The sequence below is a fragment of the Streptomyces triticagri genome, from assembly GCF_003429565.1.
Lineage (GTDB): Bacteria > Actinomycetota > Actinomycetes > Streptomycetales > Streptomycetaceae > Streptomyces > Streptomyces triticagri.
The window spans coordinates 40,704-66,539 of sequence record NZ_QUAK01000016.1 but is presented as its reverse complement, the minus strand read 5'-3'; the positions used below and the strand labels follow the sequence as shown (position 1 = coordinate 66,539).

The 25,836-nt window shown below is 71.4% G+C and carries 27 protein-coding genes and 2 pseudogenes; 14 read left to right on the top strand and 15 right to left on the bottom strand.

All coding sequences use genetic code 11. From position 1 onward, the window contains the following. Positions 1 to 3 precede the first annotated feature (3 nt). Positions 4 to 786: an NUDIX domain-containing protein gene (locus tag DY218_RS03310; RefSeq protein ID WP_233521335.1), complete on the top strand. Its 783-nt coding sequence runs from the start codon at positions 4 to 6 to the stop codon at positions 784 to 786. Between the two features lie 48 nt (positions 787 to 834). Here DY218_RS03310 and DY218_RS03305 read toward each other — a convergent pair whose 3' ends face one another. Next, positions 835 to 1,299 (bottom strand): DUF7144 family membrane protein, encoded by a 465-nt coding sequence (locus DY218_RS03305; RefSeq protein WP_233521334.1) that lies wholly within the window; start codon positions 1,297 to 1,299, stop codon positions 835 to 837. Between the two features lie 152 nt (positions 1,300 to 1,451). On the opposite strand from DY218_RS03305, the gene DY218_RS03300 reads away from it, so the two are divergent. Then, positions 1,452 to 2,177, top strand: a complete 726-nt coding sequence (locus DY218_RS03300; protein WP_128554368.1) for a class I SAM-dependent methyltransferase — start codon at positions 1,452 to 1,454, stop codon at positions 2,175 to 2,177. A 7-nt stretch (positions 2,178 to 2,184) separates the two neighbouring features. Here the strand turns inward: DY218_RS03300 and DY218_RS03295 are convergent, their stop codons facing one another. Next, positions 2,185 to 2,829, bottom strand: a complete 645-nt coding sequence (locus DY218_RS03295; RefSeq protein ID WP_158573964.1) for an FG-GAP-like repeat-containing protein — start codon at positions 2,827 to 2,829, stop codon at positions 2,185 to 2,187. Between the two features lie 115 nt (positions 2,830 to 2,944). Here DY218_RS03295 and DY218_RS03290 point away from each other — a divergent pair, with 115 nt between their 5' ends. Then, positions 2,945 to 3,910, top strand: a complete 966-nt coding sequence (locus DY218_RS03290; RefSeq protein WP_128554366.1) for a pirin family protein — start codon at positions 2,945 to 2,947, stop codon at positions 3,908 to 3,910. A gap of 150 nt (positions 3,911 to 4,060) precedes the next feature. On the opposite strand, the gene DY218_RS03285 is transcribed toward DY218_RS03290, so the two are convergent. Beyond that, positions 4,061 to 4,621, bottom strand: coding sequence for a hypothetical protein (locus tag DY218_RS03285; protein WP_128554365.1), 561 nt, complete (start codon positions 4,619 to 4,621; stop codon positions 4,061 to 4,063). Positions 4,622 to 4,906: 285 nt separating this feature from the next. Here DY218_RS03285 and DY218_RS03280 point away from each other — a divergent pair, with 285 nt between their 5' ends. Continuing rightward, a complete protein-coding gene (locus DY218_RS03280) occupies positions 4,907 to 5,515 on the top strand; it encodes a TetR/AcrR family transcriptional regulator (RefSeq protein WP_128554364.1) in 609 nt (202 codons plus the stop codon). A gap of 52 nt (positions 5,516 to 5,567) precedes the next feature. Here the strand turns inward: DY218_RS03280 and DY218_RS03275 are convergent, their stop codons facing one another. After that, the gene (locus tag DY218_RS03275) at positions 5,568 to 6,191 is read right to left on the bottom strand and encodes a cytochrome b/b6 domain-containing protein (protein ID WP_128554363.1); all 624 of its coding nucleotides are present in this window, start codon (positions 6,189 to 6,191) and stop codon (positions 5,568 to 5,570) included. After that, entirely contained in the window at positions 6,175 to 6,930 is a 756-nt protein-coding gene (locus tag DY218_RS03270; protein WP_128554362.1) for a molybdopterin-dependent oxidoreductase, read from the bottom strand. The genes DY218_RS03275 and DY218_RS03270 overlap by 17 nt, the downstream gene beginning before the upstream one ends. Positions 6,931 to 7,017: 87 nt before the next feature. Between DY218_RS03270 and DY218_RS03265 the strand changes: the two genes are divergently transcribed. Continuing rightward, positions 7,018 to 7,623: a TetR/AcrR family transcriptional regulator gene (locus tag DY218_RS03265; RefSeq protein ID WP_128554361.1), complete on the top strand. Its 606-nt coding sequence runs from the start codon at positions 7,018 to 7,020 to the stop codon at positions 7,621 to 7,623. Between the two features lie 39 nt (positions 7,624 to 7,662). Here DY218_RS03265 and DY218_RS03260 read toward each other — a convergent pair whose 3' ends face one another. Together DY218_RS03260 and DY218_RS03255 are read right to left on the bottom strand one after the other, a co-directional pair. After that, the gene (locus DY218_RS03260) at positions 7,663 to 8,277 is read right to left on the bottom strand and encodes a TetR/AcrR family transcriptional regulator (protein WP_128554360.1); all 615 of its coding nucleotides are present in this window, start codon (positions 8,275 to 8,277) and stop codon (positions 7,663 to 7,665) included. Next, the gene (locus tag DY218_RS03255; protein ID WP_128554359.1) at positions 8,277 to 9,125 is read right to left on the bottom strand and encodes an oxidoreductase; all 849 of its coding nucleotides are present in this window, start codon (positions 9,123 to 9,125) and stop codon (positions 8,277 to 8,279) included. The genes DY218_RS03260 and DY218_RS03255 overlap by 1 nt, the downstream gene beginning before the upstream one ends. 192 nt (positions 9,126 to 9,317) lie before the next feature. Between DY218_RS03255 and DY218_RS03250 the strand changes: the two genes are divergently transcribed. Further along, positions 9,318 to 10,490 (top strand): siderophore-interacting protein, encoded by a 1,173-nt coding sequence (locus tag DY218_RS03250; protein ID WP_158573962.1) that lies wholly within the window; start codon positions 9,318 to 9,320, stop codon positions 10,488 to 10,490. An 81-nt stretch (positions 10,491 to 10,571) separates the two neighbouring features. Here DY218_RS03250 and DY218_RS03245 read toward each other — a convergent pair whose 3' ends face one another. After that, positions 10,572 to 11,534 carry an MmyB family transcriptional regulator gene (locus DY218_RS03245; protein WP_128554357.1) on the bottom strand — a complete coding sequence of 321 codons (963 nt, stop codon included), beginning with the start codon at positions 11,532 to 11,534 and terminating at the stop codon, positions 10,572 to 10,574. A gap of 129 nt (positions 11,535 to 11,663) precedes the next feature. On the opposite strand from DY218_RS03245, the gene DY218_RS03240 reads away from it, so the two are divergent. Then, a complete protein-coding gene (locus DY218_RS03240) occupies positions 11,664 to 12,707 on the top strand; it encodes an NAD(P)-dependent alcohol dehydrogenase (RefSeq protein ID WP_128554356.1) in 1,044 nt (347 codons plus the stop codon). 58 nt (positions 12,708 to 12,765) lie between these two features. Here the strand turns inward: DY218_RS03240 and DY218_RS34780 are convergent. Continuing rightward, positions 12,766 to 12,912 (bottom strand): annotated as a pseudogene (locus DY218_RS34780) (transcriptional regulator); the annotation flags it as partial. Between the two features lie 70 nt (positions 12,913 to 12,982). Next, positions 12,983 to 13,192 (bottom strand): annotated as a pseudogene (locus DY218_RS34775) (hypothetical protein); the annotation flags it as partial. Positions 13,193 to 13,208: 16 nt separating this feature from the next. On the opposite strand from DY218_RS34775, the gene DY218_RS03225 reads away from it, so the two are divergent. From DY218_RS03225 to DY218_RS03215, 3 genes are all read left to right on the top strand, one after another. Next, entirely contained in the window at positions 13,209 to 14,282 is a 1,074-nt protein-coding gene (locus tag DY218_RS03225; RefSeq protein ID WP_233521337.1) for a hypothetical protein, read from the top strand. A 160-nt stretch (positions 14,283 to 14,442) separates the two neighbouring features. Continuing rightward, complete coding sequence (locus DY218_RS03220) at positions 14,443 to 16,545, top strand: tetratricopeptide repeat protein (protein ID WP_233521333.1); 2,103 nt, start codon at positions 14,443 to 14,445, stop codon at positions 16,543 to 16,545. Positions 16,546 to 16,626: 81 nt separating this feature from the next. Beyond that, positions 16,627 to 17,616 carry a DUF3500 domain-containing protein gene (locus tag DY218_RS03215; protein ID WP_128554352.1) on the top strand — a complete coding sequence of 330 codons (990 nt, stop codon included), beginning with the start codon at positions 16,627 to 16,629 and terminating at the stop codon, positions 17,614 to 17,616. 1 nt (position 17,617) lies between these two features. Here DY218_RS03215 and DY218_RS03210 read toward each other — a convergent pair whose 3' ends face one another. Then, entirely contained in the window at positions 17,618 to 18,586 is a 969-nt protein-coding gene (locus tag DY218_RS03210) for an SDR family oxidoreductase (protein WP_128554351.1), read from the bottom strand. Positions 18,587 to 18,813: 227 nt separating this feature from the next. Between DY218_RS03210 and DY218_RS03205 the strand changes: the two genes are divergently transcribed. Both DY218_RS03205 and DY218_RS03200 read left to right on the top strand, forming a co-directional pair. After that, entirely contained in the window at positions 18,814 to 19,656 is an 843-nt protein-coding gene (locus DY218_RS03205) for a helix-turn-helix transcriptional regulator (RefSeq protein WP_199566606.1), read from the top strand. 150 nt (positions 19,657 to 19,806) lie between these two features. Further along, positions 19,807 to 20,607 carry an SAM-dependent methyltransferase gene (locus DY218_RS03200; protein WP_128554350.1) on the top strand — a complete coding sequence of 267 codons (801 nt, stop codon included), beginning with the start codon at positions 19,807 to 19,809 and terminating at the stop codon, positions 20,605 to 20,607. A gap of 43 nt (positions 20,608 to 20,650) precedes the next feature. Here DY218_RS03200 and DY218_RS03195 read toward each other — a convergent pair whose 3' ends face one another. Then, positions 20,651 to 21,562 (bottom strand): sucrase ferredoxin, encoded by a 912-nt coding sequence (locus DY218_RS03195; protein ID WP_128554349.1) that lies wholly within the window; start codon positions 21,560 to 21,562, stop codon positions 20,651 to 20,653. Then, positions 21,559 to 22,800, bottom strand: coding sequence for a cupin domain-containing protein (locus DY218_RS03190; protein WP_407703541.1), 1,242 nt, complete (start codon positions 22,798 to 22,800; stop codon positions 21,559 to 21,561). The genes DY218_RS03195 and DY218_RS03190 overlap by 4 nt, the downstream gene beginning before the upstream one ends. Between DY218_RS03190 and DY218_RS34425 the strand changes: the two genes are divergently transcribed. Further along, on the top strand, positions 22,788 to 23,300 hold the full coding sequence (locus tag DY218_RS34425) for a hypothetical protein (protein ID WP_233521332.1): 513 nt from the start codon (positions 22,788 to 22,790) through the stop codon (positions 23,298 to 23,300). The genes DY218_RS03190 and DY218_RS34425 overlap by 13 nt on opposite strands. A 181-nt stretch (positions 23,301 to 23,481) precedes the next feature. Here DY218_RS34425 and DY218_RS03180 read toward each other — a convergent pair whose 3' ends face one another. Continuing rightward, complete coding sequence (locus tag DY218_RS03180) at positions 23,482 to 24,321, bottom strand: alpha/beta fold hydrolase (protein ID WP_128554346.1); 840 nt, start codon at positions 24,319 to 24,321, stop codon at positions 23,482 to 23,484. Between the two features lie 105 nt (positions 24,322 to 24,426). Here DY218_RS03180 and DY218_RS03175 point away from each other — a divergent pair, with 105 nt between their 5' ends. Next, positions 24,427 to 24,840: a winged helix-turn-helix transcriptional regulator gene (locus DY218_RS03175; RefSeq protein WP_128554345.1), complete on the top strand. Its 414-nt coding sequence runs from the start codon at positions 24,427 to 24,429 to the stop codon at positions 24,838 to 24,840. 13 nt (positions 24,841 to 24,853) lie between these two features. Here DY218_RS03175 and DY218_RS03170 read toward each other — a convergent pair whose 3' ends face one another. Then, positions 24,854 to 25,561: a TetR/AcrR family transcriptional regulator gene (locus tag DY218_RS03170; protein ID WP_128554344.1), complete on the bottom strand. Its 708-nt coding sequence runs from the start codon at positions 25,559 to 25,561 to the stop codon at positions 24,854 to 24,856. Positions 25,562 to 25,836: the final 275 nt, after the last annotated feature.

The following is a 25,836-nucleotide window of genomic DNA, read 5'->3' as shown; positions in this document are numbered from 1 at the left end:
CGGATGACCGACGCATCCCGGATGACCGACGCATCCCGTACGACGGACGACGGTGCCCGGCCGGTGGACTCAGGGGCCGCGGCGCAGGTGCTCTTCGACGGCGGCCGGCTTGTGCTTCTCGACGACCCTGGTGAGCACGGGAGTTACCACCTTCCGCGGATCGACGGCGGCGCCCGGCATCCGGCGTCCGCGCGCTCCGGCTCGTCGGCCCTGTCGCTCGACGAGGCGTTGTGGTGCTCCGTACGTCCGCTCGGCACCGCCGAACACGTGCTGCGGGCCTGGGCCACCGGCACAGCGGCGCCCGGCCCGGTCCCCTGGGAGGATCCCGAATCGGTCGCTCCGGTACGGGTACGGGCCGGCGCGATCGTGATCCGCGAGGCGCAGATGCTCCTGATCCGCTTCGACGAGAAGGGGCGTACCCACTACGAGATCCCCGGCGGCGGCGTCGAGCCCGGCGAGACGCTCACCGAGGCGGTCGTCCGTGAACTGCGCGAGGAGACCGCCCTCGAGGGCACGGCACGACACGAGGTGGCCAGGGTCTGGAAGGACGGCCGGCGCGAGCACTACTTCCGCGTCGACGCCACCGGCGAAGTGGGCGCACCGGAGCACCTCGACAACTACGGCGGCGCGCCCGCCTGGATGCCGCTCGACCGGCTGCCGGACACTCCGCTCTGGCCACGCCGCCTGGCCTGGCGCATCCCCCGCTGGCACCGCACCGCCTGGCCCGGCCGGCCGCTCGAACTCGCCGACAGCATCGACGACTTGGACGCCTGGTGCGGGTGGTGACGATGCGGCGCCGTGGAGGCGGTCAGGCGTCACCGCCGCGGTGCGGTGTCAGACCTCGTCCTCGGACCGGTACACCGCAAGGGCCCACAGGATGAAGACATCGAGGGCGACCATCACCACCGACCACACCGGCTGGTACGGCAGGAACAGGAACTGGGCCACCAGGTGGAGCGAGGCGATCGCGATGCCGGTGGCGCGTGCCCATGCCGCTCCGGACAGGATGCCCCAGCCGACGACCACGGCGAGCGCGCCGAGGATGAGCAGGATCCAGCCCCAGCCGGTGAGGTTGATCTTGTAGACGTAGTCGCCGAGGCGCGCGTACACGTCGTTCTCGGCGATCGCCGCGATGCCCTGCAGGACCGCGAGCACGCCGTTGATCAGCATCAGGACGCCGGCGAAGGTGACACCGCCGGTCGCCCAGGGGCTGTTGCGCGACGGCGCGGGGCGTGGGGCACCCGGGTCCGGTCGCGGGGAAGCAGCTTGCTGCGCCATGGTCGACCTCGTCTCTGCCATTGTCCGTGGCAGTGTCTCTGCCGTGTCCGTGGCAGCGGTGACACGGTCCGCCGCACCACCGCCGCGCTGTGGTATCGAACGTGGTCCCGATTCCGGGCGGGCACCACAGCACGGCCGCCATTCGGGTGAACGACGGGGCTATCCTCGCCGTCATGCCCGACGCCTGCTTCGCCGATCCGCGCCTCGCCGCCGTCTACGACCCACTCGACCCGGACCGCGGCGACCTCGATGCCTATGTGCGGATGGCGGACGAGTTCGCGGCCGGGTCGGTCCTCGACATCGGCTGCGGTACGGGGGTGTTCGCGCTGCGGCTCGCCGGGCTCGGCCTCGACGTGGTCGGCATCGACCCCGCCGCCGCATCGGTCGATGTCGCCCGCGGCAAGAACGGCGCGGACGCGGTCCGCTGGATCTGCGGGGACGCGACCCGACTGCCCCCGCTGCAGGTGGACTTGGCGACCATGACGGCGAACGTGGCCCAGGCGATCGTGGATCCGGAGCTGTGGCGGGCCACCCTGGCGGCCGCCCACGGGGCGCTGCGTCCGGGCGGCCGCCTGGTGTTCGAGACGCGGGTGCCGTCCCGGCGCGCGTGGCAGGAGTGGACTCCGGAACTCTCGCGGCAGGTCACGGACGTACCGGGCGCCGGCCGCATCGAGAGCTGGGTACGGCTCACCCGCGTCGATCTGCCGCTGGTCGGCTTCCGCTGGACATATGTGTTCGCGTCGGACGGGGCGACGCTGACGTCCGACTCGATCCTGCGCTTCCGTGAACGAGCGGAGATCGAGGCCGACTTGGCGGCGCAGGGGTTCGTCGTGGAGGAGGTGCGGGAGGCTCCGGACCGGCCGGGCATGGAGTACGTCTTCGTGGCGCGCCGGCCGTGAAGTCGACTCAGGACTCGCCGTCGAAGTCGCCGCGCTCGACCTCGTCGATCCCCAACCCGCCCGCCTGCGTGGGCAGTTGGAGCGCGGTCGCCTCGGCATCCGGGCTCGGCCCCTGCGGGCCGCCCCAGGAGATGTGCGGCACGGTACGGTCACCGGTCACGTTCCCGCTGCTCGCCCGCTCGCCTGCGACGGGCGTGATGAAGTCCGGGAAGCCGTCCCCGTCGAGGTCGGCGAGCGTGAGGTTCTCCGGACTGATGCCGGCACGCCGGGAGTTGACGTCCGGGGACTCGTCGTCCGGCAGCCCGAGGTCGCCCGGTCCGTACACGGTGCGGGTGGCCGGGTCGAGACCGTCCTTCGATCCGTACACCACCGCGATCCGCTCCTGGCGGTCCTCGGCGTCCGGGTCCGCGCTAGTGAAGGCCGGGACCACGAGATCGGGGTGGCCGTCCCCGTTGACGTCGTCGGGGTCCTTCGACCCCTTGCCCGCGGGCGGCTGCTCGGCATCGCCGTCCGGGACGCCCGGTATCGCGGCCTGCACGCGGTCCTTGCCCGAGGGCCCCGGCGCAGCGTCCGCCCCGCCGTCACCGCATCCGGAGACCAGGGTGAGCGCGGCGAGCGCGGTCAGGGCACTCAGCACCTTGCGTGACTTCATGCGCCCAGCTTGGCATTGCCCGCCGGCCGTCCCCCGCGTCGCCCCCTGCACCGACCGGCAGCGGTCCACCGTGGCGGGGTGAACGTACGAGGCATGGAGACTAGGTTGTGGGGTCATGAGCAACCTTGACCGTCAGGCCGTCCCGTCCCTCTGCGGCGGGCGGGGATTCGTCGTCGCCGAACCCGTGCGCGAACTCCTCAATCCACGCCGCGTCATGCTCGGCGAGTCCACCGAGGTCCGCCGTCTGCTGCCCAATCTGGGGCGCCGCATGGTCGGCGCCTGGTGCTTCGTCGACCACTACGGTCCCGACGACATCGCCGACGAGCCCGGCATGCAGGTCCCCCCGCATCCGCACATGGGCCTGCAGACGGTGAGCTGGCTGCACGACGGCGAGGTGCTGCACCGCGACTCGGAGGGCAGTCTGCAGACGGTGCGCCCGAGGGAGTTGGGCCTGATGACGTCCGGCCGGGCGATCAGCCACTCCGAGGAGAGCCCCAAGTCGCACGCCAAGTACCTGCACGGCGCCCAACTCTGGGTCGCCCTGCCGGACGCACACCGCCACACGGACCCCCGCTTCGAGTACCACGCCGCTCTCCCCCAGGTCATCGCGCCCGGCCTGACCGCGACCGTGCTGCTCGGTTCGCTGGACGGGGCCACCTCGCCCGGCACCACCTTCACACCTCTGGTCGGCGCGGATCTTGCGCTGTCCCGCGGCGCGGACCTCGCCGTCCCGCTCGAGCCCGACTTCGAGTACGCGGTCCTCTCGATGTCCGGCGAGGTGCATGTGGACGGAGTGCCGGTACTGCCCGGGTCGATGCTCTACCTCGGCTGCGGCCGCACCGAACTCCCGCTGCGCGCCGAGTCCGACGCGGAACTGATGCTCATCGGCGGCGAGCCGTTCGAGGAGGAGATCATCATGTGGTGGAACTTCATCGGCCGGTCGCAGGACGACATCGCACAGGCCCGGGAGGACTGGATGTCGGGCCGCCGCTTCGGCGAGGTGCAGGGGTACGAGGGCGCACCACTCCCGGCCCCCGACCTCCCACCGGTCCCACTCAAGGCACGGGGGCGCGTCCGCTGACCTGCACGAACACCTCCACCGGGCCTCCCACCTCGCACCAACGGCCCTCCCCCAACTACGACGTCCCGCCACGACGAAGCCGAACGACCCACTCCTGCAGCGCGACTGACGGATCGGGGAGCGTCCACGTCGTACGTGTGCTCGCTCATGTCAGGCGGCCTTGGCGGTGCGGCCCAGACGCAGGGCCGAGATGAGGAAGAAGATGCCGCCCGGGATCGCGTAGCCGATCGCACTGGCCAGCGTGGGGTCGTCGGCGCCGGCGGACGCCACGAACGAGGCGCCGGCGAGCACCGAGATGCCGCCGCTGAGGATCATCGGCCACTGGCCGCCCAGTTGGCGACGGGGAACGGCCACGATCAGCTGGACGAGGCCGGCCACGATCGCCCAGGCTCCCCAGACCCGCAGTACTGCGGGAATGCCGGACGTGGCGGCGAGGGCCACACCCAGGGCCGCGACGAAGCTGACCGCCATGTTGACGTACAGCAGAACCGGCGAGCGGGTCGCGCGTGAGGCGTTCGCGTCGACGACGGCGGCGCCGACGTCGAACAGTGGATAGAGCACCAGCAGCACGGCTGCGGCGGGACTGATCTCCTTGGCCATCGTGAACATCACCAGGGCCCAGACGATGGCGAACGCGAACCGGACGAAGTAGAGCCTCCGCAGAGCAGAGGCGGTCCCGGTGACGTTCGAGGGTGCGGCAATGCTGGTCATGGTGATCCTTTCGATGGAATGCGAAGGACGAAGGGCGCAGGCCTGTCTCCGGCCCGCCGTCTCGATCGGGTCGGCCGCACGGTCCGACCCCATTCGGTGCGGCGCGATCGCTCGGGATCCACGTCGGAACACCTGCGGTCAGTCCGAACACCTGGGGTCATGGGCCTGTAGAGGGCGAAGAGCGTCCCCTCGAGCCTTGCGAGACTGAACGTTCTGTTCGCCTACAGCCTGGCAAGCGCCAGGAGGCTTGTCAAGACCGAACGTTCTACCCGCTACGATGGCCGCATGGTGCTCAGGGAATCCGACAGCCGGCCGCCGTCCGAGGCGCGGACCCGGCTGCTCAAGACGGCCGGCCAGCTGTTCTACGCGGAGGGGATCCACAGCGTCGGCGTCGACCGGATCGTCGCGGAGGCGCGAGTCACGCGCGCGACCTTCTACCGCCATTTCCCCAGCAAGGAGACCCTGGTGGTCGCCTACCTCACGGAAGCCCACCGTGCGGTACACGACCAGGTCGACGCGGCCGTGGCCGCGCAACTCTCGGCCGCCGACACCATCCGGTCGCTCGGTTCATCGATCGCCGAGAGCATCCGGTCGCCGGGCTTCCGGGGCTGCGCCTTCCTCAACGCCGTCGCCGAGTACCCCGACGCGGATCACCCGGTGCACAGGGCCGTGCTCGAGCACCGACAGTGGTTCCTGGACACATCCATCGGACTTGTCTCCAGGATTCACGAGCAGTCCGCCGAGCGCGCCGCACAGCACTTCGTGATGATGCGCGACGGCGCGATGGCCTCAGGCTGCCTCTTCGACCCGGCGCTGGTGACCGAAACCTTCCTGACCGGCATGGAGAGACTCCTCGAAGTCCACTCCACACGCTCCTCCCCCAAGCCGTCGTAGATCGCAGCCGTCACAGATCGCAGCCGTCATCGATCCGCCCACGATGTCCCGTTCACGGCCGCCACAGCGAGTGCTCGTGTTCCGCCCAGACTCGTGAGACGGAGCCCGTACGCATCCCACGTCGGGCCTCCGGGTCGGCCATGGCCATGCCGATGTGACCGGCGAGGACGATGCCCAGGGTGAGGGCCAGCCAGTCGTGCACGAACGTGGCGCCGGTGCGCCACATCAGCGGGGTGAGGTGGGTGAACCACATCATCAGGCCGGTACCGAGCATGACGAGCGTGGCGCCGGCCGCCCAGGCGGCGTAGAGCTTCTGCCCCGCGTTGAACTTGTGCGCCGGACGGGACGACGGCCGCTTGTCCCGGCGCAGCGCGGCCCTGAGCCAGCGGCCGTCGTGCGCACCGAAGCGATTGAGCAGGCTCAGGTCGGCACGCAGGGCGCGCGAGCCGAGGCCGACCAGCACCGGGACGGGCAGGGCGACTCCCGTCCACTCGTGCACGGTGACCACCAGGGCCCGCCGGCCGACGAGTTGGGCGAGTGCGGGGACGTACAGGAGGGCCGCGGTCAGCACGCACACACCCATCAGCAGGGCCGTCGCACGGTGGGTCCAGCGCACGGCCGGGCTGAAGCGCCGCACGTCCGAGGCGGCCCGGTCGGCGTCAGGTCGTGGGCTCATCGTCCCGTCCGTTCGAACGGCCCACCCAGGCATCGACGTCGTAGCCGCGCCGTTCCCAGTAGCCGGGCCGCACATCCTTCGTGACCGTGATGCCGGAGAGCCACTTGGCGGACTTGTAGAAGTACATGGGTGCCACGTACAGACGGGCCGGGCCGCCGTGGTTGTGACCGATGTCCTCGTCCTGCATGCGCAGCGCGACCAGCACGTCCGCACGGCGCGCCTGCTCCAGGGTGAGGCTCTCCGAGTACGCCCCGTCGAAGCAGGTGAAGCGCACCGCACCCGCGGAGGAGCGCACCCCCGCGGCGTCCAGGAGCTCGGACAGTCGCACACCCTCCATCGGCGTACCGGGCACCCGCCACCCGGTGACGCACTGGATGTCGCGCACCATGCGGGTCTGCGGCAGCGCCCTGAGGTCGGCCAGGCCGTACGTCGTGGGGCGGTCGACCAGACCGTCGACGGTGAGCCGGTAACTGTCGGCGTCCTTGCGGGGAACGGACGAGGTCACCGAGTAGTAGCGAAAGCCACCACCGTTCGGCAGCAGTCCCGTCACCCCGATGGGATCCACCTCGGCGGCGCCACCGAGGAACGCCTCCATCCCCCGCTGCAGCACGGGCGCGGCCAGCACCCCCACCGCGCCGAGACCGAGGGTGCCGAGGAGGACGCGCCGACCCACTGGAGCGCCCCGCGTATCGGGCTGTTCGGAGTCCACCTGTGCCATCTCCCCTTGAGGGCGCGTCATGGGCGCCTCCGCCCCTGTGCATCAGTACAGCGACCGAACGAACCCCTGTCAAGACCGAACGTTCTCCCTGTCTGGTAGCCTGCCGGGATGAATCGAAGCCCAGAGAGCGGAGGCGTCTCCGAAGCGAGAGCACGACTGCTCACCACCGCGACCAGGATCTTCTACGCGGAAGGAATCCACTCCGTCGGCATCGACCGCATCACGGCGGAGGCCAAGGTCACCCGGGCCACTCTCTACCGGCACTTCTCGGGCAAGGAAGACCTCGTCCTCGCCTACCTCGACCAAGCCGACCAGGGCATCCGGGCTCAGATCGCCGCCGCACAGGCGAGCAGCGACTCACCCGTCGAACAGATCCTCGCCGTCGCCCGGTCCATCGCCGACAGCATCCGCACACCCGGCTTCCGTGGTTGCGCCTTCCTCAACGCGGCCGCCGAGTACGGCGATCCCGCCCACCCGATTCACCAGTTCATCCTGGGCCACCGCCAGTGGTTCCTGAACACCGTGACGGACCTGCTGGCGCACACCGGCGACGCACCCGCCGACCCGCCCGCACGACACGTCGTCATGCTCAGGGACGGCGCGATGGCGGCCGGCTGCCTCTTCGACCCCGAACTGGTGGCCCACACCTTCCTCGTGGGCGTCGAAGGGCTACTCCGGGAACGCACCGGCTCCTACGAGGCGGAGGTGTCCTGAGCGAGACACCCGGTGTGGTGAGACACCGGGCTCAGGCGGTCAGGCGGTCAGGCCGGCGGTTGTCATCCAGATGTGCTCACAGGTCGCGGACGCCTGCTGCAGCTGCTCCGGGGAATCCTGTGAGGCGTGGTAGAAGGTCCGCTCGATCATCCAACACAGGGCGCGTGCCATCGCCGATGCCTGGTGCGGTGCGTCGCCCGCCGGAACACCGGCCCGTTCGAGTACGGCCCGGATGGCATCGATGAACAAGTCGGCCGTGTGGCTCCACAGTTCGCCGATCTCCGGCACTGTCAGCGAGAGATCGATCGCGGTACGCATGACCAGGCCGTGCTCGGCCCACAGCTCGATGGTCCGCCGCATGGCCGCGGTGATGGCCTGGCGCGGCTCGGTGGTCTCCGCGGCGACCCTGGATCGTTCCCACAGGTGCTCGACGGTCCTCGCCACGAGCGCCGCGACCACCTCCTGCTTGGAGCCGAAGTAGAAATACAGGGCTCCGCGAGTGATGCCGGCGCCCTGGGCGATGTCGCCGACCTTCATGGCGTCGTAGCCCTTCTCCGCGAGGAGGGTCTCGCACGTGTCGAGAATGGCGCGTTCCCGCAGGTCGCCTTTTCGTTCGCCGGCACGTCGGCCGCGCGCGGGGTGGTGGCCGGACATCAGAGCTGCGCACCCTCGGCGAAGTCGGTCGTCCGCGACAGGGACTCCCACGTACGGATGTCCTCGTCGACGGCCGTACGGGCGGCCGTCACCAGCCGCAGGGCGTCCGAGCCGAGGACGAGGTGCGCGGGTGGCTGAGCGACCGACGCGATGTGCACGACGGCTTCGCCCGCCTTCGCCGGGTTGCCCAACTGGTTCCCGCTGGCCTTCTTCCGCCCTTCGCGGATGGGAGTGAACAGCTCGTCGTAGTCGTCGACGGATCGGCCGGCGCGCGTCATGGAGCGTCCGGCCCAATCGGTACGGAACGAGCCCGGTTCGATCGCCGTCACGTGGATCCCGAACTGCGCGACCTCCTTGCCCAGCGCCTCCAGAACTCCCTCCAGGGCGAACTTGCTGCCACAGTAGGCCGACATGCCCGGCACGGCCATGAGCCCGCCCATGGAAGTGACGGCCATCAGGTGCCCGCGGCGACGCCGGCGCAGGTACGGCAGGGCCGCCTGCAGCGTGGCCATGGCCCCGAACACATTGACCTCGAACTGCCGCCGCACCTCGGTCAGCGGAGTCTCCTCGAAGGTGCCCTCGAGGCCGTAGCCGGCGTTGGCGACCACGACGTCCATCGCGCCGACGTTCTGCTCCACCTCCGCGAACACGGTGGAGACGGACTCGCTGTCGGTCACATCCAGTATCCGGCCGTGAGCGCGTCCGGGCTCGAGAGCTTCGAAGGCGCGCAGGTCGCCCTCCGAGCGCACGGTGCCGACGACGGAATGTCCTGCCGTCAGGGCGGCCTCGGCCATGGCGCGGCCAAGGCCCGTACTGACGCCCGTGATGAGCCAGTTCTGCTTCTGCATGGTTCCTCCGTAAGTTGTCATGTGGCCAGGGAGGGGCACGAAGGGGAGGTCGGATCGCCCCCATGGAGAAAATCTACACCGCGTTTATTTTTCCCGCCATGGCGTCAATTACCTCGCGTCCGAGCGGACAGCGTCGCGGATCCTTCGAGCCAGCGCTCCGGGCGCTCGCAGCAGAGGATAGGCTTGCCTAACATGACGACGAACGACGCCGCGGCGACCGGACCGTCCTCCATCGCCGACGAGGTGGCCGAGGTCAACCCGCGCTATGTCGAGCACTTCAACGGGACGTACGCCGACGCCGTCGAGATCGTCTGTCGCGCGCACTTCGGCCGCGACGACCTGCACAGCGCCAAGTTCGCCGGCATCGACGTGCACGGCCCTTCGCTGCGGGCCACGACCGAGGACGGGGTGCACCACGAGGCCGCGGTGCCCTTCTCGCGTCCCGTCGCCACGCTCTTCGACATCCAGTCGCTCACCCTAGAGGTCACCGCCCGTGCCCGGGACGCCCTCGGCATCACCGCGCCGACCACCCCCGAGCGCCAGGCGCAACAGGTCAACGCCATCCGTACGCGCGTCACTTCGGTCGTACGGGTCGAGCAGGTCACCCCGATCTTCAAGCAGATCACCTTCGGCGGCGGCGACCTCGGCTCGTACACACCCGGTGGGCACGACCAGTTCATCTACGTCATGACTCCGCCTGCGGGCCGGACCGAACTCACCGTCGACTCCTCGTTCTCGCAGGAGGACTTCGGCCGGTTCGCCGAGGAGGACCGGCCGATCGGCGGCTACTACACACTGCGCCGCTGGCGGCCCGAAGTCGCCGAGATCGACATGCTGTTCGTGCTCCACGGCATCGGCGACGACACCCACACCGAGCCCGGGCCCTCCGCGACGTGGGCGGCCGGCGCGGCGCCGGGCGACCCGGTGGCGCTCTGGGGACCGCGCACGATCTACGAGCCCCCGGCCGACACCGACTGGCTCCTTCTCGTGGGCGACGAGACCGGCCTGCCGGCGATCTGCGTGATCCTCGAGAACCTGCCCGAGGGCACCCCGGCCCACGTGTTCGTCGAGCTCGGCGACGACGCCGACCGCCTGCCGCTCCCCGACCGGCCCGACATCCACGTCACCTGGCTGATCCGCGGCGACGCGCCGGCCGGCACCACCACGCTCCTCCACGACGCGGTCCGCGCACTCGACCACCCGGACGGGAATGTCTACGCGTGGGGCGGCGCCGAGTCACGCTCGATGGCGGCCATCCGTAAGCACCTGCGCCGCGAGCGCCGCATCGACCGGACCCGGGTCCGCATGACCGGCTACTGGCGCCACACCTCGACACCCGCCGACGTCGACACGGACGAGAGCTGACGCGCAGCGAGGAAGGCTCCGGCGCAGAGCTCGGCCGGCGACGACGCCATGGTGTGCGAGCCGAGCACCTCGGCACCACGCCTACGACGTCGCGCGCGTGGCCTCCTCGTCGACCCCCCAACTGGCAAGCAGCTGCAGCGCTTCCGCCGAGGCCGACGACGGTTCGGCGTGGTAGATGCACAGAGACTGGTCGTCGTCGTCCGGGAGGTGCAACGTCTCGTAGGCGAGGGTCAGTTCGCCCACCAGGGGGTGCCTCATGCGCTTGACGCCGTGGCCCTTCTCCTTCACGTCGTGGGTGGCCCAGAGCCTCCTGAACTCCTCGCTCTTGACCGAGAGTTCGCCGACCAGCGCGGACAGCTCCGGGTCCTCCGGATTCCGGCCCGCGTACAGCCGCAGATAGCTGACCATGTCGGCCGCCTTGGAGCCCCAGTCGAGGAACAGCTCCCGGTAGTCCGGGTTGAGGAAGGTGAGCCGCGCCCAGTTGCGGTCGGTCCTCGGCATCCGCCCCCAGTCGCCGAACAGCGCCGCCGCCATCCGGTTCCAGGCGAGGATGTCGGAGCGCGCACCGGCGATGTACGCGGGCACGCCGTCCAGCGAGTCGAGCAGCCGGCGCAGCGCGGGCCGTACCGGCTGCTGCCGCTTCTGCTCCGCGGGCCTGCGCTGCTGCCGGGTGGGCCTGGCGAGATGGACGAGGTGCGCGTGCTCGGTGTCGCTCAGGCGCAGGGCGCGGGCGATCGAGTCGAGGACCTCCGCCGAGACGTTGCGCCCGTTGCCCTGTTCCAGGCGCGTGTAGTACGCGACCGAGACCCCGGCCAGCTGGGCCAGCTCCTCGCGGCGCAGCCCCGGCACCCGCCGGTGGCGCCCGTGCGAGCTGATCCCCACGTCCTCCGGCTGGAGCCGGGCCCTTCGGGTGCGCAGAAACTCGCTGAGCTCGGCCCTGCGGTCCAGGTGTTCCGGGTGGTCGGGGCGATCGGGCCGGTCGGCGCGATCGGGCCTGTCGGCGCGGTCGGGGCGGTCCGTCGCAGCCGCTTCGTTCTCGTCCATGTCCCCCAGTGTCCCCCGTCGTACGCTCGCGAGCCTGACCCCGCCAGTAGTAGGACCAGCGAACGTACGCAAAGCGGTGACCTGCGGATTCTTTGCGGATCGGGGCGCGGCAGGCGCAGTGTGGAGGCCATGACCACGACTGTTACCGCATACGCCGCTGCCAGTGCCAAGGCCCCGCTGGAGCGCACGACCATCGAACGCCGCACCGTCGGTGAGCACGACGTCCTGATCGACATCCGGTTCGCCGGAATCTGTCACTCCGACATCCATCAGGCCCGCGAGGAGTGGGGCGAAGCCATCTTCCCGATGGTCCCGGGCCACGAGATCGCCGGGATCGTCGAGAAGGTCGGCCCGGGCGTCACCCGCTTCAAGGTCGGTGACCGCGTCGGCGTCGGCTGCATGGTCGACTCCTGCGGAGTCTGCGAGCCCTGCCGGTCCGGGCACGAGCAGCACTGCCTCGAGGGGAACATCCAGACGTACAACGGCGTCGGCAAGGACGGCGAGCCCACCTACGGCGGCTATTCGCAGAAGGTCGTCGTCACCGAGGGCTTCGTCGTCGGCATCCCCGACGGCATCTCCCTCGACGTGGCGGCGCCGCTGCTCTGCGCCGGCATCACCACGTACTCCCCGCTCAAGCACTGGGGCGCCGGCCCCGGCAAGAAGGTCGCCGTGATCGGCCTCGGCGGCCTCGGCCACATGGGCGTGAAGATCGCCCACGCGCTCGGCGCCGAGGTCACCGTCCTCTCCCAGTCGCTGCGCAAGAAGGACGACGGCCTCCGGCTCGGCGCGGACCACTACTACGCGACCAGTGACCCGAAGACCTTCGAGGAACTCGCGGGCAGCTTCGACATCATCCTGTCCACCGTCTCCGCTCCGCTCGACTTCGGTGCGTACCTGAACCTGCTCAAGGTCGGCGGCGCGCTGGTGAACGTCGGAGCGCCCGAGGAACCGATCGCGCTCAACCTCTTCTCCCTGATCGGCGGCAACAAGATCCTCGCCGGATCGGCGATCGGCGGCATCGCCGAGACCCAGGAGATGCTCGACTTCTGTGCCGAGCACCGCCTGGGCGCCGAGATCGAGCTGATCGCGGCCGCCGAGATCAACGAGGCGTACGAGCGTGTCCTCGGCTCGGACGTGCGCTACCGCTTCGTGATCGACACCGCCACGATCTGAGCAAGCGACACGCAGGGTCCAGCCACGGTGTGGTGCACCGTGGCCGGACCCTGCGGTCTCACCGGCGGTAGTCTCCGGCCTCCGCCCCCAGTACGTTCAGCAGGGCCAGTGCTTCGGCATCGGGGGAGCCCTGCGGCGCGCTGTAGAGCACGAGTGTCCGGTCGCGGTCGGTGAGCGCGAGTGCATCGCAGTCGACGGTGATCTCCCGCCGAGATTGCGGTCCGCAGGGGCGAGCGCGCCGAAGTTCTCTTCGAGGCCCGTCTGCGTCCGTACTACTACCTCGATGCCTGCGGCTTCGAGGAGACGAGCGCCGGTCTGATGGCCCTGTGAGGCCGGTGCGGTTCAGCCCCCTGCTCGGCGGTGCGGCCCAGCCGTAGGGCCGATACGAGGAAGAAGATGCCGCCCGGGATCGCGTAGCCGGTCGCGCCGGCCAGGAAGGGTTCGTTGACACCTGCCGACGCGACGACGGAGGCTCCGGCGAGGACATCACCCGGTGCCGGTATGTGCGAGACCTTCCTGCTCGGCGTCGAGGGCCTCATCGCGGCCCGCTCGGCACCGGCTCCCGCCGCGTCCGCCGTCACCGAGCCGGCCGGCCGACCCCCGAGGCCGGGGCCGCGCCTCGCCGAGCGGCGGGAACGGCATCGGCCCGTGTCTCAACTCGCCTACGATGACGGCGAGTCGGCGCCGCGGGGCGTGCTGCGGCACACCACCCGCACGGCCGCCCACTCGCGACCGCGACCCCGGACACGAGGCAGGCACTCCACGATGGCGGCACGGCAGTCCTGGCGCAGCGGACCCGGACCCCGGATCACGGCAAAAGCGCTGCTGGCCGGTGTCATGGGGGCCGTCGTCGGGATCGCCGCGTACGCCATCGGTCGGACGGGCGGTCAGTTGCTGTCCGTGGTGGTCGGCGCGCTCGCGGGCGTCACCGTCGTACTGGCGGCACACTTCTACCGTCGTTCCGCCCAGCTCACCGAGGTGCAGCTCAGTGTGGCCGGGAACGCGATGACGTTCACCGCCAACACGGACATGCGGCAGGCGGCCCTGCGCATGTTCTTCCAGGCGGCCACCCGGGTGGCGACCCGTCCGCTGGACGACGACACGGGCAACCTGCGCGAGGCGCTGAACTCCCTGAAGAACCTCTTCGATCTGTACCGCGAGCCGATCGAGTCCGGCTCCACGCCTCCGCCGCCCCTGAAGGGCGACTCGGTCCACGAACTCGTCCTCGACATACTGAACTTCGAGCTCGCCCCCTTCCTGTCGAAGTGGCACCCGCGACTGCGTACGTGGGAGGAGTCGGAGGCCGGCGAGATGGGCGGCGAGGCGGCCTGGCCGGAGAACGCCGCCTTTCGCGAGGAACTGCGCGAGCTGCAGCACCGGTTGCGGGACTATGTCGTCGCGCTGGGCAAGGTCGCCGGACTGCGTGATCCCGAGCGGCATCTGCGGCGCTCCGACTGGCACGCGCGCCGCACTGCGTCCGCTCCCCCGCCCCAGACATCCGGCCTGCCCCACGCCCGGCGATCGCACGACCGGCACATCCCGCCGTCGACGCCGGCCTCCGATGACGCATCATGAGGCTGTGAACAAGCTTGCCCGGCCCTCGCCGCCCCAGCCCGATCCCGCCTTCGCGACCTCACAGGCAGGCAGCGGCACCCCCCCCCCCGGCTGATGTTCGGGTTGCGTCGCGCGAGGGGGTCACGGCATGACGCAGGGGGACGCGGACGCGCAAGCGGGCGTGAGCATACACGGCGACCAGGCAGCCCAGTGGGACGTCTTCGTCAGCTACAGCCGTGCCGATGTGCAACAGGCCGGTGTGCTGGCGGCCGCACTGCGTGAGCAGGGCCTCCGGGTGTTCGTCGACGAGACGTCCGTCGAGGACTTCGCGTCCATCACCACCACGATCACCGGGGCACTCGCACGGTCGAAGAGCCTGCTCGCCTTCTACTCCGCCCGGTACCCGCACAGTCGCGCCTGCCAGTGGGAGCTCACGTACGCCTATCTGGCCGGACAGCGCGAGGGCGATCCGCGCAAGCGGGTCCTCGTCGTCAATCCCGACGCCGGCGCCGGACATGTGCAGCCGGTGGAGCTGCGGGACGCCCGCCACTGGCCGTGGCCGTCGACACCGAGCGCGCTCGGCCGTTTCGCGGCCCGGGTGGCCGCGCACACGGCCGAGCTCGTCGATGCGATGAGCGCACCACGGGCGTACCCCGACGGGCGGGCCGCTCCCGGATCCTGGCTGCCCGCGCCGGCCAGGACCGGCTCCTCGCACTTCACGGGGCGCCTGCGCGAGCAGTGGCACATCCATACCGCCCTGCACCGCCACCACACCCCACTGGTGGCCCCGAGCAGCGGCGGTTCGGGGCGCACGGCCCAACTGCGCGGGATGGCCGGCATCGGGAAGTCGCTGCTCGCCCAGGAGTACGCGCTCCGCTTCGGCTCGGCCTTCCCCGGCGGCGTCTTCTGGTTCGACCTGCACGGCCTGCAGGGCGCGGAGCCGTCGGCCGTCATGGATGCGTACGCCGAGCAGGTGGCGACCGTGACCGACGCGCTCGGTCTGGGATCCGGTGGACCGGAGCGGCAACTGCGGCAGTCCCTCAGCCGTCTGGCGGTCTTCCTCGGCGAGCAGGGCTCGCCGTGCCTGTGGACGGTGGACGGGCTCCCCGACGGTCTGTCCGAGGAGCATCTGAATCTGCTGCGCGGTCCGCATCTGCTCGCGTCGACGCTGATCACCACGCGTTCGCGGCGTTACGGCGGATTCGCGGAGCCCGTCGATCTGGGCCCGCTTCCGGACGCGGACAGCCTCCAGCTGCTCACCGCCCGCCACACTCCCCGGGGAGAGGCGGAGCAGGCGGCGGCCGCCGCCCTCGTCCACGACGTCGGCGGCCACCCGCAAGCGCTCGGCATCCTGCGCGAACTCGCGGCCGCCGGCTTCACCCGCACCCGCAATCGCCTGCACGCCCCCGGACCCGACATCCTCGCGGGCGAGCTCACCGGCACGCTGCTGCCCGACCCGCTCGCCGGCCGGGCACCGACCGCCGACATTCTCCGGCTGCTCGCCGTCGCCTGCCCCGCCCCGCTGAGCTCCAAGACCCTGGAGACGGCGCTCGGTACGGTCCCGCCGTACGACCCGTGGGAGACCGCCTCGCTGACCGCGCACACCCTGGACGCACTCCTCGGCACCGGGGCGCTGACACCGAGTCCCGCACACGACGGCACCTGGACCGTCCACCCGCTGCTCGCCCGCACCGTACGCAGGCACGACGAGGACATCGCACGCCAGGAGGACCTGCGCCGAGCGCTCCTGCACGCTCTGACCGAGCCTGCGGCGCCGTCACCGGTGCCGGTCGCCCAGGCCCTGGAGGCCGGGTCCCGCGGACTGTGGCGGAACGGACCGTCCGAACCCGGTCCGCAGGAGCGCAGTGCCGCCTTCGATCTGCAGGTGGAGCTGGTCACCCGGGTCGGCGTACAGCCGCTGCCGGCGGAGGAGGGTTCGCTGCGGGAGGCGCTCACCTCGCTGCACACGCTGTTCGCCAGTGCTCGGGCCGCTCTCCATCAGATCGCCGCACAGACCGAATCCCCCGGCGCGCTGCCGCTGGTCATCTCGCATCTCGTCAACGACCAGCTCCGCCCCTTCCTCACCACCTGGCACACCGCGCTCCGCCGCCATGAAGCCGCGCGCCCCGCCGATGTCGGCGCCTTCGAGCACGAACAGAACTGGCCGCGCGCCACCGAGATGCGCATCGCGCTCGACAAGCTGCGCACCCCGCTGGTGTCCGCCGCGCACGAACTCGGTCACATCTGCGGCGTCGACCTGCTCGACGGCTCACGCCGTCCCTAGGGTCGGTCAGGACCGACGCCAGGGAGCGTCCTGACGCACCATGGAGACTCGAAGGCACGGACGACGACGGGTGGAGAAGGCGTGAGCGGGACTCGATCACAGACGGACGTCACCGCCGCCATGCGGGAGGCGGCGCATGCGCTGCTGTCCGTGCTCGATCCGGCGCAGGTACGTCAACTGCGGGCGGGACCTGGCCGGTTGGACGCGCCGGAACTCCGCGAGTGGACCTATCTGCCGGGCCGGCGGCCCGGGCTCTGCACCGAGGGGCTCGACGCTGGGCAGCGCGCGGCGGTCGACGCGCTCCTCGCGACGGCGCACAGCGCGGCCGGTGCGGAGCTGGCGCGCGGAGCCATCGAGGTGGAACGGCACCGTCGCGGCACGACCGGCTCGCCGGACGCCGACCGCTACTGGGTGCGGCTGCTCGGCGACCCGGCGGGCGACGCCCCGTGGGCCTGGCGTCTGAACGGTCACCATCTCGCCGTACACGTACTGGTCACGGCGGCCGGCATCCGCGTGACGCCGCATTTCGTCGGCTCGGAACCGGCCCGCATCAGCACCGGTGAGCAGTCGGGCCGACGGCTCCTCGGGCCGGAGGAGGGCCTGGCCCGGGAACTGGTCACGGATCTGGACGCCGGTGCGCGGGCCGCGGCACTCTTCGCCGCCACCCCGCCGGACGACATCCTGACCCGGGACGATCCCTTCGCCGATCCGGGCCGGCTGCCGGACGGCCTGACGTACGCGCACCTGGCGCCCCGTCAACAGCGGCTCCTGGAGCGCCTGTTGCGCCGCTACCTCGACCGTGCGCCCGTACCGTACGCGGACGAGTGCTGGTCCGAGGCGGTGGCCCGCGGCCTCGGCTCGGTCTCCTTCGCCTGGGCCGGCGGCCTCGCGCCCGGGGACCGGCACTACTACTGCGTCCGCGCTCCGGACTTCCTCATCGAGTACGACAACACTCAGGACGACGGCAACCACGCGCACTCGGTCTGGCGGCACATCCGCCACGACTGGGGAATCGACCTGCTGCGCGGCCACTACACCGAGCAGCACGGCGGTCCGCGGTCCGCCCCGTGACTCAGGTACCGGACGCGGGTGAGTGCCCGGCACCCTCGTACCGGACGCCGGTGAGCTCCTCGGAGAGGCGCCAGATGCGCTCGGCGTCGTCGGTGCTGCGCAGTCGGCCGTACAGCTTCTGTTCGGTGGGAGGGCCGCCCAAGTGCCCGGGCCCGCCGGGTCCGTAGAACCCCCGGCGCTTCGCATGGGGCGACGTCGCGGCGTACAGGGCGGGGAGTTTCGCGGTCTCCACGGTCCCCACCAGGATGCCGCGCGAGGAGAAGGCGCGGATCGCCCGCATGCCGAGGGTGTCCTTGGCGCGTCCGACCTCGGGGCGGGCGGCGAGCAGGCTGGTGGGGGCGACTCCCGGATGCGCCAGATTGCTGGTGATGCCCCAGCCGCCCGCTTCGCTGCGGCGGTCGAGTGCGAGGCCGAAGAGACCGAGGGCGATCTTCGACTGGCTGTAGGCACGCATGCCGCTGTAGGACTTCCGCCAGTTCGGGTCGTCCCAGTTGATGGAGTTCTGGTTCGCCGCGACGCTGATCTGCGAGGTCACCCGCGCCCGGCCGGCCCGCAGCAGGGGCAGCAGATGCGCCGCGAGGGCGAAGTGGCCGAGGTGGTTGGTGCCGAACTGCAGCTCGTGGCCGTCGGCGGTGGTCTGCCTGTCCGGGGGTGTCATGACGCCGGCGTTGTTGACCAGGAGATGGATCGGCCGGCCCTCCTCAAGGAGGGTCTCGCCGAGTTCGGCGACGGAGGCGAGCGAGGACAGGTCGAGTGCGCACAGCGACACGTCCGCGTCGGGCACCTCCCGGCGGATGGCGGTGAGCGCGGCCTCGCCCTTGGCCGGATTGCGGACCGGCAGGAGGACTTCCGCGCCCGCGGCGGCGAGCCGGGCGGCGATACCGAGTCCCATGCCGTCGCTCGCTCCGGTGACGACGGCCCGCCTGCCGGACAGGTCGGGGACGGTGACGTCGATGTTCTTGCGTGGCATGTGCGGGCTCCTGGGGTGTGTGGGCGGCTCCACCTGCGCGGAGGAACGGGGCGGCGTTCCCGTCGAGTTCGGTCACTGTGAGTATCGGTCGGCGTGGTGGCCGCAGCAATGGCTGAAGGGGGAATCGATGTTCCGTGGCTGCCGGGATGCGCGAGCGGTAGAAAGGACCAGGTACGCGGGCGGCGGTTGGAGCGTCGGACGGAGGCAGGCACGGTGACGGAGCGCGCATGGTGATCGACCGCCCCGGCCTCGCCGAGTTCCTGCGGAGCCGCCGGGAGTCGCTGCAGCCCGAGGACGTGGGACTCCCCCGCGGCCGGCGCCGCAGGACGACCGGGTTGCGGCGGGAGGAAGTGGCGGCGCTGTGCCACATGTCGACCGACTACTACGCGCGGCTCGAGCGGGAGCGCGGTCCCCGGCCCTCGGGGCAGATGATCGCCTCGATCGCACAGGGCCTCCATCTCTCCCTCGACGAGCGCGACCACCTGTTCCGCCTCGCCGGCCGGACGCCTCCCCCGCGAGGCCCGGACAGTGACCACATCAGCCCCGGCCTGCTGCGCATCCTCGACCGTCTGCAGGACACTCCCGCCGAGATCGTCACGGAGCTGGGCGAGACACTGCGGCAGACCCCGCTGGGCATCGCGCTCACCGGCGACCTGACCGGCCACAGCGGTCCGGCCCGCAGCCTCGGCTACCGCTGGTTCACCGATCCCTCGACGCGGCAGCGGTACGCGGCCGAGGACCACGCGTTCCTCACCCGTATGTTCGTCTCGGGCCTCCGGGAGGTCGTCACCCTGCGTGGCCCCGATTCCCGAGCGGCGCACTACGCACAGCTGCTGCTCGCCCGGAGCGAAGAGTTCCGCCGGGTGTGGGACGAGCACGAGGTGGGGGTACGTCCATGGGAGGTGAAGCATTTCGTCCATCCCGAGGTCGGCGCACTGGAGTTGACGTGTCAGACGCTGGTCGATCCGGGCCAGTCGCATCTGCTTCTCGTCCACACCGCCGTTCCGGGCAGCGAGAGCCACGAGAAGCTCCGACTCCTGTCGGTCATGGGCGCGCAGTCGCTGCACTGAGCGGCGTCCGGGTGCAACGGCCGTACCACCGAAGGGTGTTGGCCGGCCGGAAATGTGCCGGGCCGCTCCCGTCGACAGCACGTCACGGGGGTGTAGCGTGATCGAACCCAGGTCCGGCCTGTCCGATTTCGGCGCACGAGGTGGCAATCGATGAACGACGACGCACAGTCCGCAGAGCACCCGGCGACGGCGCACCCCGCTCGCGTCTACAACGTCTGGCTGGGCGGCAAGGACCACTACGAGGTGGACCAGGAGGCCGCCGAGCTCGCCGCCCGCGCCAACCCGACGATCGTGCCGTCCGTCCGGGCCAACAGGGCCTTCCTGGGCCGCGCCGTCCGCCACCTCACGGCGGCCGGGATCCGCCAGTTCCTCGACATCGGCACGGGCGTCCCCGCCGCGGACAACACGCACGAGGTGGCGCAGCGCGCCGCACCCGAGGCACGGGTCGTCTATGTCGACAACGACCCGATCGTCCTCTCGCACGCGCGGGCGCTGCTGGTCAGCGGCCCCGAGGGCCAGACGGACTACGTACAGGCCGACGCCCGCGACGTGGACACGATCCTCGACGCCGCTGGCCGCACCCTGGACCTCGACCGGCCGGTGGGCCTCATGCTGGTGGCGATCCTGCAGTACATCAAGGACTCCGAGGATCCGTGGGACATCACCCGCCGCCTCCTCGACCGGCTGGCCTCGGGCAGTCACCTCGTCCTGTCCCACCCGGCCGCGGACGTCACCGCCCCCGAGGTGGCCGAGTCGATGCGGATCTACAACGAGCGTGCCGCCGGCCACGCATCCGCCACACCCCGCACCCGGGACGAGGTGGAGCGCTTCCTGGACGGTCTGGAGATCCTGGATCCCGGCGTGGTGACCCTCACCCGCTGGCGCCCGGAGCCGGCCGACACCCCCGACGACAGCCTGCCGATGTGGTGCGCGGTCGCCCGCAAGCCGTGACGCCGGCAGCGCGTCCGTCCCGCCCCGCAGTGACGGTATGGACTCAACCGCCGCGGACGGACGTGACGTCGTAGACCACGGCCGAGCTTCGGGCCGGTCCGCGGCATGTCATCTGGGCAGGCGCGGTGCGGTACGCCCGTACGTCGACTTCGAGCGACGCGGGCCGGGGCGGACGGCCGCTGATCCGGATCCGCCAGCCGTCGCCGCGGCGGGCGGACTCGGTGACGGCGTAGTCGTGGCGTCCGGCGGGTCCGAAGCGTCCGAGTACGGCGGCGACGGCCGCCTGCTGCGGGGGAAACAGATCCGTGTAGCCGCGCAGGTGCTCGGCGTGGATCCGGCCGGCCAGGTGTTCCTCGAGCACGGCGACGGACGATGTGCCGTCGAGTGCGCCGTAGTAGACACCGTCGGGTACGACGACGACGTTGGCGGCGAACCTGTCGCCGCCGACATGCGTGCACTCCCACACCAGGTCCGGCCAGCGCTCGCTCAGGGCACGGGCCACGGGCCGTCCGCGCACCGCGCAGCACGGGTCGTGCCGGCCGTGGGCACAGACGAGGAGGACCGGGGGACGGCCGCTCTCCCCGGGGGCGCCGAGTGCCTCGACGATTCCCGCCAGATCCTCGTCCTCGTTCCAGGTACCCCATTCCTGGCGGCCGGCGCCGGAGCCGTCGTACCGCAGCACCGCCCAGCGCCGGCCGGGTTCCGGCGAGGTGCGGCGGCCGTGTCGCCTCGTCAGCAGGATGCGTGCCCGCGCCGTCCGCGCGGCCCGGTGCACCCGGGCTTTGACTCCGGGTTCGATGTCGAGGCCGTCGAAGCCGTCCGGCGGCCAGCTTCCCGGGTGCTCGACCAGCACCCAGACGACTCCGTGCGGCGCCGTGCCCACGAGGGAGTCGCCGCGTGTGCGGGCGGCCGCGGCGCAGAAGAAGGGCTCGTTGTCTCCTGCCGCGGCCGTCATGGTTCGGCGGGCACCAGTACGCCCGCGCGCAACAGTCGCTCGACGAGTCCGACGCCGAGGTCGCCGGCCGTGTGCACCTCGCCGTCGAGCATCCGGGTCACCGGCTCCCGCTCGCTCCCGGGGAAGTCGAGCCATCCCACCCGGGTCTGCAGTCGGCCGTCCTCCCACCGTGCCTCGAGGCCCCCGCGGAGGCGGACCCGGGTGCCTGGTCCGAGACCCGCGACAGTCTCGTGCTGCGCCAACGGACCGAGCGGGGCCGCCCGGCCGCGACTCCGCCGGGTGCGGCGGAATCGGTGCGAAGGATCCGCCGATGCGAGGGCGGCGACGAGACGTTCCCGGACGAAGTCGAGCTCGTCGGCGGGCCCGTCCACGCCCAGGGGCAGGGTGCCGCGCATACGGGGATCGTCGCGCAGTGCCTCGAGTGCCTCCTGGGCGAGGTGCTCCGCCAGGGCGTGGCGCGTCCAGTTGTGGATGCCCAGGGTCAGGTGGATCGAGACCGCGCCCTGTGCCCGGGCGGAGTGCAGCCAGCCGCGCGGCAGGTAGAGGGTGTCGCCCGGCTCGAGCACCGTGTCGATGTACGCATCGCCCCGCGCCGCATCGGCGACGGCGGACCGCCGCTCGGACCAGGGCTCGTCCCGCAGCGGGTCGGGGTGCACCGGCGGGTGGATCAGCCAGCGTTTGGCTCCTTGGATCTGGAGGACGAAGACGTCGTGCACGTCGTAGTGGGCGTCGAAGCCCTGGTTCTGCGGGGGTGTGACGTACGCATTGGCCTGCACCGGGTGCCCGAGCTCCGCGCCGAGGCCGGCGACGAATTCGCCCAGGGGTGCCCACGTACGGTGCAGAGCCTGCAGGACGAGGGTGGCGCCGTCGCGGAAGGCACCCCACACCGCGGTGTCGTCGAGCTGGTCGGCGATGGTGGCTCCGACCCCGGCGGGTGAGGTGAACGACGAGTCGGGCACCGTCGAGCCGTCCTTGGCGACGCGGAGAAACGGCGTACGCAGTCCACGGCGTGAGATCAGTTCGTCCACCGCGGCTGCGGAGAACAGGTCGGAGAAGTCCCCCGCCTGTGGCGTGAGCTGCGCAGTCCGCGCCCAGGCGTCGCGTGCGAATGCCTCGGAGTCCGGGCCGATCAGGCGGCTCAGCGCCCCGGTCGCCGGCGTCCTGGCCACTGCGGGCTCGGATTGCGCCGTTTCACCGCCGGGGCCGGGGCGCCGAAGGCCCGCTCGTGAGGTACTCAAGTACCGCTGGAGGACTCGTCCGCGCCTCCGTCCGCGCCTCCGTCGTGGACGCCGGGCACTCCGGCCGCGCCACCGTCCGCAGGACCCTCCGCCCCGCCATCGGCACCACCGTCCGCGCCTCCGTCGTGGGCGCCCGGCACTCCGGCCGCGCCACCGTCCGCAGGACCCTCCGCCCCGCCATCGGCACCACCGTCCGCACCACCGTCGTGGACGCCCGGCACTCCGGCCGCGCCACCGTCCGCAGGACCCTCCGCCCCGCCATCGGCACCACCGTCCGCACCTCCGTCATGGGCGCCCGGCACTCCGGCCGCGCCACCGTCCGCAGGACCCTCCGCCCCGCCATCGGCACCACCGTCCGCACCTCCGTCATGGGCGCCCGGCACTCCGGCCGCGCCACCGTCCGCAGGGCCTTCTTGCTGGGTGGGGTCTTGCTCCGGGTTGGTCATGATGCCTCCTGCAGGTCGGGCAGGCGGAGACCGGGCTCCCGTCGTGGGCGGTAGATCGCCGAACGGGGCGGTCCCTCGTGGGTCGTCGCCCCCCCCTTCCACTCACCGTAGCGCTGCCGGACGAAAGCCTCGATTCGAGCGGGAACCGGCGCCGCGGAGCCGCATGCCGGCCCCGGCAGCCAAGGGTGCGAAGTCCTGGTGGATGCACGGGGGTTGGGCCGCGAGAGGCCTGCCTTCAGTCCGTGGGCAGGTCGCGCAGAAAGGGCGCGAGCAGGGCGAGGAGCTCGCGCGGCCGGTGCAGCGGGATGATGTGGCCGCAGTCCTCGATGACGTGGCCGGTGAGGTCGTCGGCGATCGGGGCGAGTTGGCGCTCGAGGGCCCTCTCGACCGGGTGCGCCCCCACCGCCAAGGTGGGGACGACCAGTCGTGCCGCCGCGACGGCCCGGGCGATCTGTTCCGCGCTCTCGGGGAGGGCGCGGTAGTACGAGAAGGCGCTCCTCAGCGCCGCACGCCCGGTGTAGGCCGCCACGAAAGCGTCGCGCAGCGAGGGACGTACGCCCTGCCCGAGGGTGCCGGCGCCGAGAAACCAGTCGATGTAGTGCTCCTCCTGCCCCTGCAGCACGGTCTCGGCGAGGCCGGGGACGGAGTGGAAGCCGAACCACCAGGGAGGACTGGCGGCGAAGTCCTCGGCGCCGGGCAGCCCGCCGAGCACGGCCTCCATGACGACGAGTCCGCGCACGCGCTCCGGCCTGCGCAGCGCGAACAGGAAGGCGGGTGCGGCTCCGGCGTCGATGCCCACGACCGCGGCGGTCGGCACATCGAGCGCGGTGAGCAGGGCCTCGATGTCGTCGGCCAGTGTCCCCGCGTCGTATCCGCCGACGGGCCGGCCGCTGGCTCCGAATCCACGCAAGTCCGGTGCGATCAGCCGGTGTTGACCGGACAGGCCGGCCATGATGTCGGTCCACAGCTTCCAGGTGTGCGGGAAGCCGTGCAGCAGCAGGACGGGTGGGCCGGATCCTGTGACGGCGACGTTCAGTTCGGTGCCGTTGACGGCGACAGCTCGCAGCAGGGACACGGGACGCTCCCGGGCATCGGTGGTTACGAATGGTGACAACCTCACCGTAGGCAACTACCGTGGGACCGGTAAGGCGGCACTTTCCCGATACGAGGTGAGCTCCGGGTGACCACCCCGCACGGCCCGCGACGGGGCGATCTGTTCTCCCCGGAGTGCCCGACGCGCCATCTCCTCGACCGCATCGGCACGAAGTGGACCTCGATGGCCGTGAAGGTGCTGGCTGCGGCCGCCGAGGACGAGGTCCGCTTCGCCGAGCTGCGGCGCCGCATGCCGGGGATCTCGCAGAAGATGCTGTCCGTGACCCTGCAGAGCCTGGTCCGGGACGGACTGGTGGCCCGGCGGGTGGAGCCCACGGTGCCGCCCGGTGTGCACTATCGGCTCACGGAGCTGGGCCGGTCCCTGGAGGTTCCGCTCTCGGCGCTGCGCGAATGGGCCGAGGCGCACATGGCCGAAATCACGCTCAACAATCGGCAGGCCGCCGGCCAGGACGGGGAAGGCGGCTCGGGGCACCAGAGCTGAATCGCGCCCGAGGTCAGGCGAGTTGGAAGGCGTCGGCAAGCAGCGTGACCTGGGTGTCGAGCAGGGTTGCCGGCCGATGCCCCATCCCGGAGAAGTGGCCGGCGACCTCCAGGCTGACGCTGCCGTGCATCTGGGGCCAGGCGAGAACGGCGCCGGTGAGGGCGACGGGAGCGGCCGCATCCTCGGCCGAAAGCCCGGTCCACTGCCCGACCCAGGCCGCCACATCGGCATCGTCCCGGAGCCACTGCGCGAACTCCGCCACGAGCGGATCCATGGATCGCAACGGCCGCCCCTCGGCAAAGACCTTCAGGAACGGCCCCAAGACCGCCCGCGCCCGCAGCACGCTTTCGGCCGGCGCCCGGAAGCCCGGGACCGGCGTGCCCTGAATGAGGAGATACAGGTGCGGCTCCCGCACCGCCCACCCGCGAAAGGCACCCGCCAGGGCACCCAGAGCCGTGCGCCCGCCCCCGGTCAGGTCGACCTCCCGGATGTCCGCGGCCAGCCCTTCGTACGCGTCGACGACCATCTCGGCGAGCAGGTCGTCGCGGCTGGCGAAATAGCGGTAGAGGGCCGGGCCCGACATGCCGATGCCCTTGGCGATACGCAGCAGAGCCACGCCTTCCACACCGCCCTGTGCGAGCTGCCGCACGGCGGCTTCCTTGATCTCCGCCCGCGTCTGCTCGCGGTAGCGCTCGCGGGGACTGCGCGCCTGGCCGGACATCTGTATACGCCTCCTCGGTAGCCGGTTCCAGCGAGTTTCACCCTATCGCCATCGTGAGCGTGCGAAGCGCGTGAGCTGGGAGAACCGGCCCGCCCGCGAACCGGCGAGCGGCCTCGAAGCCGGGTTCGAGGCGCCTCCGAGCCAGTGTGCGCGTTGACATATCGCACTCGTTACGAGGTATAACTGAAGTGTCGCCGAACGCCGCGGAGGGCGCTCCGGAACGACAGACGCACGACAGATGCACGACCGACAGCAGGACGTCAGAAGGGGAATCC

Bases quoted from the DNA above. Each gene is read 5' to 3' on its own strand.
- DY218_RS03310 (WP_233521335.1), top strand. From the start codon at position 4: ATGACCGACGCATCCCGGATGACCGACGCATCCCGTACGACGGACGAC.
- DY218_RS03305 (WP_233521334.1), bottom strand. From the start codon at position 1,299: ATGGCAGAGACGAGGTCGACCATGGCGCAGCAAGCTGCTTCCCCGCGA.
- DY218_RS03300 (WP_128554368.1), top strand. From the start codon at position 1,452: ATGCCCGACGCCTGCTTCGCCGATCCGCGCCTCGCCGCCGTCTACGAC.
- DY218_RS03295 (WP_158573964.1), bottom strand. From the start codon at position 2,829: ATGAAGTCACGCAAGGTGCTGAGTGCCCTGACCGCGCTCGCCGCGCTC.
- DY218_RS03290 (WP_128554366.1), top strand. From the start codon at position 2,945: ATGAGCAACCTTGACCGTCAGGCCGTCCCGTCCCTCTGCGGCGGGCGG.
- DY218_RS03285 (WP_128554365.1), bottom strand. From the start codon at position 4,621: ATGACCAGCATTGCCGCACCCTCGAACGTCACCGGGACCGCCTCTGCT.
- DY218_RS03280 (WP_128554364.1), top strand. From the start codon at position 4,907: ATGGTGCTCAGGGAATCCGACAGCCGGCCGCCGTCCGAGGCGCGGACC.
- DY218_RS03275 (WP_128554363.1), bottom strand. From the start codon at position 6,191: ATGAGCCCACGACCTGACGCCGACCGGGCCGCCTCGGACGTGCGGCGC.
- DY218_RS03270 (WP_128554362.1), bottom strand. From the start codon at position 6,930: ATGACGCGCCCTCAAGGGGAGATGGCACAGGTGGACTCCGAACAGCCC.
- DY218_RS03265 (WP_128554361.1), top strand. From the start codon at position 7,018: ATGAATCGAAGCCCAGAGAGCGGAGGCGTCTCCGAAGCGAGAGCACGA.
- DY218_RS03260 (WP_128554360.1), bottom strand. From the start codon at position 8,277: ATGTCCGGCCACCACCCCGCGCGCGGCCGACGTGCCGGCGAACGAAAA.
- DY218_RS03255 (WP_128554359.1), bottom strand. From the start codon at position 9,125: ATGCAGAAGCAGAACTGGCTCATCACGGGCGTCAGTACGGGCCTTGGC.
- DY218_RS03250 (WP_158573962.1), top strand. From the start codon at position 9,318: ATGACGACGAACGACGCCGCGGCGACCGGACCGTCCTCCATCGCCGAC.
- DY218_RS03245 (WP_128554357.1), bottom strand. From the start codon at position 11,534: ATGGACGAGAACGAAGCGGCTGCGACGGACCGCCCCGACCGCGCCGAC.
- DY218_RS03240 (WP_128554356.1), top strand. From the start codon at position 11,664: ATGACCACGACTGTTACCGCATACGCCGCTGCCAGTGCCAAGGCCCCG.
- DY218_RS03225 (WP_233521337.1), top strand. From the start codon at position 13,209: ATGTGCGAGACCTTCCTGCTCGGCGTCGAGGGCCTCATCGCGGCCCGC.
- DY218_RS03210 (WP_128554351.1), bottom strand. From the start codon at position 18,586: ATGCCACGCAAGAACATCGACGTCACCGTCCCCGACCTGTCCGGCAGG.
- DY218_RS03205 (WP_199566606.1), top strand. From the start codon at position 18,814: ATGGTGATCGACCGCCCCGGCCTCGCCGAGTTCCTGCGGAGCCGCCGG.
- DY218_RS03200 (WP_128554350.1), top strand. From the start codon at position 19,807: ATGAACGACGACGCACAGTCCGCAGAGCACCCGGCGACGGCGCACCCC.
- DY218_RS03195 (WP_128554349.1), bottom strand. From the start codon at position 21,562: ATGACGGCCGCGGCAGGAGACAACGAGCCCTTCTTCTGCGCCGCGGCC.
- DY218_RS03170 (WP_128554344.1), bottom strand. From the start codon at position 25,561: ATGTCCGGCCAGGCGCGCAGTCCCCGCGAGCGCTACCGCGAGCAGACG.